This is a genomic window from Streptomyces sp. NPDC051286, assembly GCF_044455345.1.
Taxonomy (GTDB): Bacteria; Actinomycetota; Actinomycetes; order Streptomycetales; family Streptomycetaceae; genus Streptomyces.
Genome location: NZ_JBITER010000035.1, coordinates 49,249 through 60,397 on the forward strand (window position 1 = coordinate 49,249; position 11,149 = coordinate 60,397).

The 11,149-nt window shown below is 69.4% G+C and carries 10 protein-coding genes; all 10 read left to right on the forward strand.

The genetic code is table 11. The features are described from left to right. Positions 1-3 precede the first annotated feature (3 nt). The 10 genes from pdxT to ACIBB8_RS28195 all read left to right on the forward strand — a co-directional run bounded on the left by pdxT (position 4) and on the right by ACIBB8_RS28195 (position 11,009). Positions 4-597 (forward strand): pyridoxal 5'-phosphate synthase glutaminase subunit PdxT, encoded by a 594-nt coding sequence (gene pdxT, locus ACIBB8_RS28150; protein ID WP_398956736.1) that lies wholly within the window; start codon positions 4-6, stop codon positions 595-597. A gap of 62 nt (positions 598-659) precedes the next feature. Beyond that, entirely contained in the window at positions 660-1,412 is a 753-nt protein-coding gene (locus tag ACIBB8_RS28155; protein WP_366132959.1) for a YebC/PmpR family DNA-binding transcriptional regulator, read from the forward strand. Between the two features lie 195 nt (positions 1,413-1,607). Next, positions 1,608-2,174, forward strand: a complete 567-nt coding sequence (ruvC, locus tag ACIBB8_RS28160) for a crossover junction endodeoxyribonuclease RuvC (protein ID WP_398956739.1) — start codon at positions 1,608-1,610, stop codon at positions 2,172-2,174. After that, complete coding sequence (ruvA, locus tag ACIBB8_RS28165; RefSeq protein WP_398956741.1) at positions 2,171-2,797, forward strand: Holliday junction branch migration protein RuvA; 627 nt, start codon at positions 2,171-2,173, stop codon at positions 2,795-2,797. Before ruvC ends, ruvA begins: the two co-directional genes overlap by 4 nt. An 83-nt stretch (positions 2,798-2,880) precedes the next feature. Then, a complete protein-coding gene (gene ruvB / locus ACIBB8_RS28170) occupies positions 2,881-3,942 on the forward strand; it encodes a Holliday junction branch migration DNA helicase RuvB (RefSeq protein WP_398956743.1) in 1,062 nt (353 codons plus the stop codon). A 164-nt stretch (positions 3,943-4,106) separates the two neighbouring features. After that, a complete protein-coding gene (yajC, locus tag ACIBB8_RS28175; protein ID WP_398956745.1) occupies positions 4,107-4,604 on the forward strand; it encodes a preprotein translocase subunit YajC in 498 nt (165 codons plus the stop codon). 146 nt (positions 4,605-4,750) lie between these two features. Then, positions 4,751-6,487: a protein translocase subunit SecD gene (secD, locus tag ACIBB8_RS28180; protein ID WP_398956747.1), complete on the forward strand. Its 1,737-nt coding sequence runs from the start codon at positions 4,751-4,753 to the stop codon at positions 6,485-6,487. Position 6,488: 1 nt separating this feature from the next. Then, positions 6,489-7,601, forward strand: a complete 1,113-nt coding sequence (gene secF / locus ACIBB8_RS28185; RefSeq protein ID WP_398956749.1) for a protein translocase subunit SecF — start codon at positions 6,489-6,491, stop codon at positions 7,599-7,601. Beyond that, on the forward strand, positions 7,598-8,149 hold the full coding sequence (locus tag ACIBB8_RS28190) for an adenine phosphoribosyltransferase (protein ID WP_266987914.1): 552 nt from the start codon (positions 7,598-7,600) through the stop codon (positions 8,147-8,149). The genes secF and ACIBB8_RS28190 overlap by 4 nt, the downstream gene beginning before the upstream one ends. 286 nt (positions 8,150-8,435) lie before the next feature. Continuing rightward, positions 8,436-11,009 (forward strand): RelA/SpoT family protein, encoded by a 2,574-nt coding sequence (locus ACIBB8_RS28195; protein ID WP_398956751.1) that lies wholly within the window; start codon positions 8,436-8,438, stop codon positions 11,007-11,009. Positions 11,010-11,149: the final 140 nt, after the last annotated feature.

Below are 11,149 nucleotides of genomic sequence, written 5' to 3' on the forward strand. Positions count from 1 at the left end.
CAGATGAGCGACACCCCTGTGATCGGAGTCCTGGCTCTCCAGGGCGACGTACGGGAGCACCTGATCGCCCTGGCCTCGGCAGACGCCCTGGCCAGGCCGGTCCGGCGCCCCGAAGAGCTCGCCGAGGTCGACGGTCTCGTCATACCCGGCGGCGAATCCACCACGATGTCCAAGCTCGCCACCCTGTTCGGCATGCTGGAACCTCTGCGCGAGCGGGTCCGCTCCGGCATGCCGGTCTACGGCACGTGCGCCGGAATGATCCTGCTGGCCGACAAGATCCTCGACCCGCGCTCGGGCCAGGAAACCGTCGGCGGCATCGACATGATCGTGCGTCGTAACGCCTTCGGGCGGCAGAACGAGTCCTTCGAGGCCGCCGTCGAGGTCGCCGGGATCGAGGGCGGCCCGGTCGAGGGCGTCTTCATCCGCGCCCCCTGGGTGGAATCGGTCGGCGCCCGGGCCGAGGTGATCGCCGAGCACGGCGGTCATATCGTCGCCGTACGTCAGGGAAACGCCCTGGCGACGTCATTCCACCCGGAACTGACCGGTGACCATCGGGTTCACGCACTCTTCGTCGACATGGTGCGCGCCAAGGGGTGAACGGATCCCGGTAGGATCTCCGTTGTTCATTTCTACTGGCGACGCGTTGTAAGGAGCTGGCGATGTCCGGCCACTCTAAGTGGGCTACCACCAAGCACAAGAAGGCCGTGATTGATGCCAAGCGCGGCAAGCTCTTCGCCAAGCTGATCAAGAACATCGAGGTCGCGGCCCGCACCGGCGGCGTGGACCCCGAGGGCAACCCGACCCTCGTCGATGCGATCCAGAAGGCGAAGAAGAGCTCCGTCCCGAACAAGAACATCGACTCCGCGGTCAAGCGCGGTGGCGGTCTCGAAGCGGGCGGCGTCGATTACCAGACCATCATGTACGAGGGTTACGGCCCGAACGGTGTCGCGGTGCTCATCGAGTGCCTCACCGACAACCGCAACCGTGCCGCCTCCGACGTGCGTGTCGCGATGACCCGCAACGGTGGTTCGATGGCCGACCCGGGTTCGGTCTCGTACCTCTTCAACCGCAAGGGCGTCGTCATCGTCCCCAAGGGCGAGCTCACCGAGGACGACGTCCTCGGTGCGGTCCTCGACGCGGGCGCCGAGGAGGTCAATGACCTCGGTGAGTCCTATGAGGTCGTCAGCGAGGCCACCGACATGGTCGCGGTCCGTACCGCGCTCCAGCAGTCGGGCATCGACTACGACTCGGCCGAGGCCAACTTCCTGCCCACCATGCAGGTCGCGCTGGACGAGGAAGGCGCGCGCAAGATCTTCAAGCTGATCGACGCGCTGGAGGACAGCGACGACGTGCAGAACGTCTTCGCCAACTTCGACGTCTCGGACGAGGTCATGGAGAAGGTCGACGCCTGAGACGGCGGACGACGCATCCCCGCGTGAGCGGGGATGCCCCGGAGACGGGCAGCGTCCGGCCGCTGTACAGGGGCACTTTCCGCGCGGGCGGAGTCGACGGGCCGACGGGGAAACACCCCGTCGGCCCGTCGCATTGTCAGTGCGAGCCGATAGCCTGCGGGAACAGTTGACCGATCGGCAGAGGGGGGGCGCTTCATGCGGGTACTGGGCGTGGACCCGGGACTGACCCGGTGCGGCGTAGGCGTCGTCGAAGGTGTGGCGGGCCGCCCCCTGACGATGCTCGGGGTCGGTGTCGTCCGCACCCCCACCGATGCCGAGCTCGGCCACCGGCTGGTCGCGATCGAGCGCGGCATCGAGGAGTGGCTCGACGAGCACCGCCCCGAATTCGTCGCCGTGGAGCGGGTGTTCAGCCAGCACAACGTCCGTACGGTGATGGGCACCGCTCAGGCCAGTGCGGTTGCCATGCTCTGCGCGTCCCGCCGCGGCATCCCCGTCGCCCTGCACACCCCCAGCGAGGTCAAGGCCGCCGTCACCGGCAGCGGCCGCGCCGACAAGGCGCAGGTCGGAGCGATGGTCACCCGGCTTCTTCGGCTCGACGCACCGCCGAAGCCCGCCGACGCCGCCGACGCCCTGGCCCTCGCCATCTGCCACATCTGGCGGGGCCCGGCCGTCAACCGCCTCCAGCAGGCGCACGCGGTCGCCGCCCGTGGTCCTCGCGTTTCCCGTACACCCGCAGTTCCCGTCCGGAAGGTCCCCCGATGATCGCCTTCGTCAGCGGCCCCGTCGCCGCACTCGCCCCGACCACGGCCGTGATCGAGGTCGGCGGCATCGGCATGGCCGTCCAGTGCAGCCCTCACACCCTCGCCGACCTGCGGATCGGCCAGGAGGCCAGGCTGGCCACCTCCCTCGTCGTACGGGAGGACTCGCTCACCCTCTACGGCTTCGCCGATGACGACCAGCGGCAGGTCTTCGAGCTGCTCCAGACCGCCAGCGGCGTCGGTCCCCGGCTCGCCCAGGCGATGCTCGCCGTGCACAGCCCTGACGCCCTGCGCCTTGCCGTCTCCACCGGCGACGAGAAGGCCCTCACCGCCGTCCCCGGCATCGGCAAGAAGGGCGCGCAGAAACTCCTCCTCGAACTGAAGGACAGACTGGGCGAGCCCGTCGGCGCCCACATCGGCCACCAGGGTGTCGGCACCGCCATCACCTCTTCGTGGCGCGACCAGCTGCAGGCCGCCCTGATCGGCCTCGGATACGCGACCCGTGAGGCCGACGAGGCGGTCACCGCCGTCGCCCCGCAGGCCGAGGCCGCCGTCGCGGAGGGCGCCCAGCCGCCCGTATCGCAGCTGCTGCGGGCCGCTCTGCAGACCCTCAACCGCGCACGCTGACCGCACGCCGGCCGGACGCGACACCCCCGACGCCCGGGCACCGCAGGGCCCGGCACCGAAACACCCGAGGCGGGACTGACCGAATGAACTGGGACGAGACCGGACCCGACACCGACGAGCGCCTCGTCGACGCCGGCGCGGACGGCGAGGACACGGCGGTCGAAGCCGCCCTGCGGCCGAAGGATCTCGACGAATTCGTCGGCCAGGAGAAGGTGCGCGAACAGCTCGACCTGGTCCTGAAGGCCGCCCTGGCCCGCGGCGCCACTGCCGACCACGTGCTGCTCTCCGGTGCCCCCGGCCTCGGCAAGACCACCCTCTCCATGATCATCGCTGCCGAGATGGGCGCCCCGATCCGGATCACCTCGGGCCCTGCCATCCAGCACGCGGGCGACCTCGCCGCGATCCTCTCCTCCCTCCAGGAGGGCGAGGTCCTCTTCCTCGACGAGATCCACCGCATGTCACGGCCCGCCGAAGAGATGCTCTACATGGCGATGGAGGACTTCCGTGTCGACGTCATCGTCGGCAAGGGTCCCGGCGCCACCGCCATCCCGTTGGAACTGCCGCCCTTCACCCTTGTCGGCGCCACCACCCGGGCCGGACTCCTGCCGCCCCCGCTGCGCGACCGCTTCGGCTTCACCGGACACATGGAGTTCTACGCCCCCGCCGAACTGGAGCGCGTCATCCACCGCTCCGCCCGCCTCCTCGACGTCGCGATAGACGCCGAGGGCGCGGCCGAGATCGCCGGGCGCTCCCGCGGCACGCCCCGTATCGCCAACCGGCTGTTGCGCCGCGTCCGCGACTACGCCCAGGTCAAGGCGGACGGCCGGATCGACCGCGGCGTCGCCGCCGCCGCCCTCGGGGTGTACGAGGTCGACGGGCGGGGTCTCGACCGGCTGGACCGGGCGGTGCTCGGCGCGCTCCTGAAGCTCTTCGGCGGCGGACCGGTCGGTCTGTCCACCCTCGCGGTCGCCGTGGGGGAGGAACGCGAGACGGTCGAGGAGGTCGCGGAGCCCTTCCTGGTACGGGAAGGACTCCTGGCCAGGACGCCGCGGGGCCGGGTCGCCACCCCCGCGGCCTGGGCACATCTCGGTCTCGTCCCCCCTCAGCACGGCGGAAAGGGACAACAGGGTCTGTTCGGGGCGTGATGCGTCACAGCTTCGTCCGGACTGGAACCCAGCTGCCATGCTGGGCGTTGTTCCATCGATGCGGACTCGCTTAGACTCCGCCGATGCCGCCCGTACAGGGCGGCGTACCCACCCCCGTAGATCAGGCCGCATTCCAGCGCGGTCGTGCGAAGGAAAATCGTCCCGTGAATCCCGTGACTCTCCTCCCCTTCATCGTGCTCATCGGGGCCATGTTCCTGATGACCCGGTCCGCCAAGAAGAAGCAGGCCGCCGCCGCGCAGATGCGCAACGAGATGCAGCCCGGTACCGGCGTTCGGACGATCGGGGGCATGTACGCCACCGTCAAGGAGCTTCACGACGACACGGTTCTCCTCGAGGTCGCGCCCGGCGTCCACGCCGTCTACGCCAAGAACGCCATCGGTGCCGTCCTGGACGACGCGGAGTACAACCGCATCGTCCACGGTGACGACGACGAGATCGACGGCGCGGTCGTGCCGGACGACGCGTCCTCGCTGACCGAGCACGTCGAGGCCGACACGGACGTCGACACCGACGCGGACGACGCGGACGATGCCAAAATCGACCTGGGCAAGAAGGCCGAGGCCGACGACGTCGAGCCGAAGGACGCCAAGGCCGACGAGAAGTCCGAGGGCAAGGCCGACGGCAAGGCCGACGCGAAGTAATTCACGCCCCGGGGATGCCATGAGCCCACCAGCGTCCGGCATCCCCGGGACCGTGCGATCTTCTGCGGGGGCAGGTCCCCACAACACTTCGTGGCCGCCCGGGCGCACAGCCGGCGCGGGGCGGTTGGACAGGGAGAAACGAGAAGGTGGCAGCACCGAAGAAGGGCCGAGGGCCGTCCGGCGGTCAGGGCAGGCCGGGGCGCGCCCTGGCTCTGATCCTGATCGCCATGGTCGCGCTCACCGGCGGGATGTTCTTGTCCGGTCACACCACGCCACGGCTGGGTATCGACCTGGCGGGCGGCACGTCGATCACGCTCAAGGCGCAGAGCCAGCCCGGTAAACCGGACGCGATCAACCAGACCAACATGGACACCGCGGTCAGCATCATCGAACGCCGTGTCAATGGTCTGGGTGTCTCCGAGGCCGAGGTCCAGACCGAGGGCCGGGACAACATCATCGTCAACATCCCCAAGGGAACGAACTCGAAGCAGGCCCGGGAACAGGTCGGTACGACCGCCCAGCTCTACTTCCGGCCCGTGCTCGCCGTCACCGACGGCAAGGCGACGCCCACCGGCACCGCCAGCCCCTCGGCCTCCGGCTCGCCGATGCCGAGCGCGTCGCCCAGCAACAAGGAGACGGCCTCCGGATCCAAGGCCACTCCCTCGGCGAGCGCCACCACCCAGGGCCGTGCGGTCACCGGCGCGCTGACGAAGGACACGTCGCCCAGCCCCAGCGCCTCCGGCACGCCGAAGGCTTCCGCGAGCCCGTCGGCCCCGGTCGACCCGGCCGCCGCCGAACTGCAGAAGAAGTTCGCGGCGCTGGACTGCTCCACCAAGGCCAGCCGCGCGAAGGCCGGTGCCAACGTGAAGCCCACCGACACCACTGTCGCGTGCAGCTCCGAGGGCGACGCCAAGTACGTCCTCGGCCCGGCCGCGGTCTCCGGTACGGACGTGGACAGCGCCAAGGCCGCGGTCGACCAGCAGCGCGGCATGTGGATCGTGCAGATGGACTTCACCGACAAGGGCTCGAAGAAGTTCCAGCAGATCACCTCGAAGCTGTCCACGCAGCAGCCGCCGATGAACCAGTTCGCCATCGCGCTCGACGGCGAGGTCGTTTCCGCGCCCCAGGTGAACGAGACGCTCAGCGGCAGCGCCGAGATCTCCGGCAGCTTCACCCAGCAGTCCGCCCAGGACCTGGCGAACGTGCTCTCCTACGGTGCGCTCCCGCTGTCCTTCCACGAGGACACGGTCACCACGGTCACCGCGGCGCTCGGCAGTGAGCAGCTCCAGGCGGGTCTGATCGCCGGTGCAATCGGTCTGGCCCTGGTCGTCATCTACCTGGTGGTCTACTACCGCGGTCTGTCGTCCATCGCACTCCTGAGCCTTATGGTCTCCGGGATACTGACCTACACGCTCATGGCGCTGCTCGGCCCGGCCATCGGCTTCGCGCTGAACCTCCCCGCGGTCTGTGGTGCCATCGTGGCGATCGGTATCACCGCAGACTCGTTCATCGTGTACTTCGAACGCATCCGGGACGAGATCCGCGAAGGCCGCACCCTGCGTCCGGCCGTCGAGCGTGCCTGGCCGCGCGCCCGTCGCACCATCCTGGTCTCCGACTTCGTCTCGTTCCTCGCCGCGGCGGTGCTCTTCATCGTCACCGTCGGCAAGGTCAAGGGCTTCGCCTTCACGCTGGGTCTCACCACCCTGCTCGACGTGGTCGTGGTGTTCCTCTTCACCAAGCCCGTCATGACGCTGTTGGCCCGTACGAAGTTCTTCTCCAGCGGTCACCCGTGGTCCGGCCTGGACCCGAGGCGGCTCGGCGCCAAGCCGCCGCTGCGCCGCTCGCGCCGTGTCAACGCCCCCACCGACCCGAAGGAGGCGTGAGATGTCGCGACTCGGCAATCTCGGCGCCCGGCTCTACCGCGGCGAGGTCGGTTACGACTTCATCGGCAAGCGCAAGATCTGGTACGGCATCTCGATCCTGATCACCATCACGGCCGTCGTCGCCCTGGCGGTCAGCGGACTCAACATGGGGATCGAGTTCAAGGGCGGCGCGGTCTTCACCACCCCGTCGACCAGTGCCACGGTTGCCCAGGCGGAGGAATCCGCGGTTTCCGCCTCCGGCCATCAGGCGATCGTCCAGAAGCTCGGCAACGGTGGTCTGCGCATTCAGGTCAGCGAAGTCGACCTGGCGAAGTCCGACGCGGTCAAGGCGCAGCTCGCCAAGGACCTCAAGGTCCCCGAGGAGAAGATCAACGCCGACCTGGTCGGCCCCAGCTGGGGTGAGCAGATCGCCAAAAAGGCCTGGACCGGCCTCGGCGTCTTCATGGTCCTCGTGGTGATCTACCTGGCCATCGCGTTCGAGTGGCGCATGGCCATCGCGGCCCTGGTCGCGCTGATCCACGACATCACGATCACGGTCGGGGTCTATGCCCTGGTCGGCTTCGAGGTCACCCCGGGGACGGTGATCGGTCTGCTGACCATCCTCGGTTACTCCCTGTACGACACAGTCGTCGTCTTCGACAGCCTCAAGGAGGGCACGAAGGGGATCACCAAGCAGACCCGCTGGACGTACAGCGAGATCGCCAACCGCTCGATCAACGGCACGCTGGTCCGCTCCATCAACACCACTGTCGTGGCGCTGCTGCCGGTCGCCGGTCTGCTGTTCATCGGCGGCGGTGTCCTCGGCGCCGGCATGCTGAACGACATCTCGCTGTCCCTGTTCGTCGGCCTCGCCGCCGGCGCGTACTCCTCGATCTTCATCGCCACCCCGCTGGTCGCCGACCTCAAGGAAGGCGACCCGCAGATGAAGGCCTTGAAGAAGCGGATCCTCGCCAAGCGCGCGGCAGCCGCCGCCAAGGGCGAGTCCGTCGAGGACGAGCAGCCGTACGAGGACGACGCCATCGGGGACGGGGACCCCGCCCCCGCCGCCGCGGTCGTCGGTCAGCGCCAGCAGCCCCCCAGGGGCCACGGCCGGACCTCGGGGAATCGTCGATGACCAGCACCACCGAGAGCACCAGGGAACTGCTGCTCAGCCGCATCCGTGACGTGGCGGACTATCCGAAGCCGGGCGTGATGTTCAAGGACATCACCCCGCTGCTCGCGGACCCGGTCGCGTTCACGGCCCTCACCGACGCCCTCGCGGAGCTGTGCGTACGGCACGGCGCCACGAAGGTCGTCGGTCTGGAAGCGCGTGGCTTCATCCTGGCCGCGCCGGTCGCGGTCCGGGCCGGGCTCGGCTTCGTACCCGTCCGCAAGGCGGGGAAGCTGCCCGGTGCCACGCTCAGCCAGGCGTACGAGCTGGAGTACGGCACCGCGGAGATCGAGATACACGCGGAGGACCTCACGGCCGAGGACCAGATCATGGTCATCGACGACGTCCTTGCCACCGGCGGCACCGCCGAGGCTTCACTGCAGCTGATCCGACGGGCCGGCGCCCGGGTCGCCGGTGTCGCGGTCCTCATGGAGCTCGGCTTCCTCGACGGCCGGGCCCGTCTGGAGTCCGGTCTGGCCGGCGCTCCGCTGGAGGCGCTCATCCGCGTCTGAGACTGTCACGCATGCATCGGGTGCCCGGAACAATGTCCGGGCACCCGATGGTGTGTCTGCGGTATTCACCCCAAGGAGCCGGGCCGGGCCCCGCCCCACGTATCGCGGCGCTGCTCAGCCCTTGCGGCACTTCGGACATCGGCGCACCGGCACACTCAGGACGGGCACCGGGAACAGCCGGGTGCCCGTCCCGCGTTGTGAGGGTCCTACGGTCCCCGGGGGAGGCCGGGCCGCAGTCTCGATACGATGGCCTTTCCGGGAGTCCGGATCCGCACGAGGAGCGCTCTTGCCAGACGAGGCCCAGCCAGTCGCCGCCCCGCAGCCCGACAAGCCCGCGGCGGTCCCAGCCACGCCCGGGAAGAAGCAGCCCGCGGCGAAGGAGAAGCCGAAGCCCCCGGCTCCCGAACCGGCGAGCAGCGCCTCGCAGACTCCCTCCAGCGTGAACGGGGCCGCGCCGGTGTCCCCTGCCCAGCCTGCCCCTGCCCTTCCTCCTCCGGTCACCCCGAAGCCTCCGGCCAAGCCGACCGCCAAGCCCGTGGCCCCGGTCGGCCCGGCCCGCTCCAGCGGCTCCTCCAACCGGGTACGGGCCAGGCTCGCCAGGCTCGGCGTGCAGCGCTCCAGCCCGTACAACCCGGTCCTCGAACCGCTCCTGCGGGCGGTCCGCAGCAACGACCCCAAGATCGAGACGTCCACGCTGCGCCAGATCGAGCGCGCCTACCAGGTCGCCGAGCGCTGGCACCGCGGTCAGAAGCGCAAAAGCGGCGACCCGTACATCACGCATCCGCTCGCCGTCACGACGATCCTCGCCGAGCTCGGCATGGATCCGGCGACGCTGATGGCCGGTCTGCTGCACGACACGGTCGAGGACACCGAATACGGCCTGGACACCCTGCGCCGGGACTTCGGCGACCAGGTCGCCCTGCTCGTCGACGGCGTCACCAAGCTGGACAAGGTGAAGTTCGGCGAGGCGGCGCAGGCCGAGACCGTACGCAAGATGGTCGTCGCCATGGCCAAGGACCCCAGGGTCCTCGTCATCAAGCTCGCCGACCGGCTGCACAACATGCGCACCATGCGCTACCTCAAGCGGGAGAAGCAGGAGAAGAAGGCCCGCGAGACGCTTGAGATCTACGCGCCCCTGGCCCACCGCCTGGGCATGAACACCATCAAGTGGGAGCTCGAGGACCTCGCGTTCGCGATCCTCTACCCCAAGATGTACGACGAGATCGTCCGCCTCGTCGCCGAGCGGGCCCCCAAGCGCGACGAATACCTCGCCATAGTGACCGACGAGGTCCAGGCCGACCTGCGCGCAGCCCGGATCAAGGCCACCGTCACCGGACGGCCGAAGCACTACTACAGCGTCTACCAGAAGATGATCGTGCGAGGCCGGGACTTCGCCGAGATCTACGACCTGGTGGGAATCCGCGTCCTCGTCGACACCGTCCGTGACTGCTACGCGGCGCTCGGCACCGTGCACGCGCGATGGAATCCGGTCCCCGGCCGGTTCAAGGACTACATCGCGATGCCCAAGTTCAACATGTACCAGTCACTGCACACCACGGTGATCGGTCCCAGTGGCAAGCCCGTCGAGCTGCAGATCCGTACGTTCGACATGCACCGCCGTGCCGAGTACGGCATCGCCGCGCACTGGAAGTACAAGCAGGAGGCCGTCGCAGGCGCCTCCAAGATCCGCACCGACGTACCCAAGAACACCGGCCGCGGCCAGGACACCGTCAACGACATGGCGTGGCTGCGCCAGCTCCTCGACTGGCAGAAGGAGACCGAGGACCCCAGCGAGTTCCTCGAGTCCCTGCGCTTCGACCTCTCCCGCAACGAGGTCTTCGTCTTCACGCCCAAGGGCGACGTCATAGCGCTGCCCGCGGGCGCGACCCCGGTCGACTTCGCGTACGCCGTGCATACGGAGGTCGGCCACCGGACCATAGGGGCACGGGTCAACGGGCGGCTCGTACCGCTCGAATCCACCCTCGACAACGGCGACCTCGTGGAGGTCTTCACCTCCAAGGCGGCCGGCGCCGGACCGTCCCGGGACTGGCTGGGCTTCGTCAAGTCGCCGCGTGCCCGGAACAAGATCCGCGCCTGGTTCTCCAAGGAACGCCGCGACGAGGCGATCGAGCAGGGCAAGGACGCCATCGCGCGCGCCATGCGCAAGCAGAACCTGCCGATCCAGCGGATCCTGACCGGCGACTCGCTCGTCACCCTGGCCCACGAGATGCGCTACCCGGACATCTCGTCCCTGTACGCGGCGATCGGCGAGGGCCATGTCGCGGCCGCGGGTGTCGTGCAGAAGCTGGTCCAGGCGCTCGGCGGCGAGGACGCAGCCAACGAGGACCTGGCCGAGAGCGCGCCGCCCTCGCGCAGCCGCGGCAAGCGCCGCTCCAACGCCGATCCGGGTGTGGTCGTCAGGGGCGTCGAGGACGTCTGGGTCAAACTGGCCCGCTGCTGCACGCCCGTCCCCGGCGACCCGATCATCGGCTTCGTCACCCGTGGCAGCGGCGTCTCCGTGCACAGGGCCGACTGCGTCAACGTGGACTCGCTGTCCCAGCAGCCGGAGCGGATCCTGGAGGTCGAATGGGCGCCGACCCAGTCCTCGGTCTTCCTGGTCGCCATCCAGGTCGAGGCCCTCGACCGGTCGCGGCTGCTCTCGGACGTCACTCGCGTCCTGTCCGACCAGCATGTGAACATCCTGTCGGCGGCCGTCCAGACCTCACGGGACCGGGTGGCCACCTCGCGCTTCACTTTCGAGATGGGCGACCCCAAGCACCTCGGACACGTGCTGAAGGCGGTACGGGGCGTGGAGGGCGTCTACGACGTCTACCGCGTGACCTCGGCCCGCAGGCCGTAGAACAGCGTCCACTGCCGGGGGGGGGGGGGGGGGCCCCCCCCCCCCCCCGGGGGGGCGCGCCCCCCCCCCCCCCCCCCCCCCCGGGCGGCCCCCCGAGAAGCAAACACACCCCCCCGGCGCCCCGAGGCCGGCGGCCCGCC

Bases quoted from the DNA above. Each gene is read 5' to 3' on its own strand.
- pdxT (WP_398956736.1), top strand. From the start codon at position 4: ATGAGCGACACCCCTGTGATCGGAGTCCTGGCTCTCCAGGGCGACGTA.
- ruvB (WP_398956743.1), top strand. From the start codon at position 2,881: ATGAACTGGGACGAGACCGGACCCGACACCGACGAGCGCCTCGTCGAC.
- ruvA (WP_398956741.1), top strand. From the start codon at position 2,171: ATGATCGCCTTCGTCAGCGGCCCCGTCGCCGCACTCGCCCCGACCACG.
- ACIBB8_RS28155 (WP_366132959.1), top strand. From the start codon at position 660: ATGTCCGGCCACTCTAAGTGGGCTACCACCAAGCACAAGAAGGCCGTG.
- ACIBB8_RS28190 (WP_266987914.1), top strand. From the start codon at position 7,598: ATGACCAGCACCACCGAGAGCACCAGGGAACTGCTGCTCAGCCGCATC.
- secF (WP_398956749.1), top strand. From the start codon at position 6,489: ATGTCGCGACTCGGCAATCTCGGCGCCCGGCTCTACCGCGGCGAGGTC.
- ruvC (WP_398956739.1), top strand. From the start codon at position 1,608: ATGCGGGTACTGGGCGTGGACCCGGGACTGACCCGGTGCGGCGTAGGC.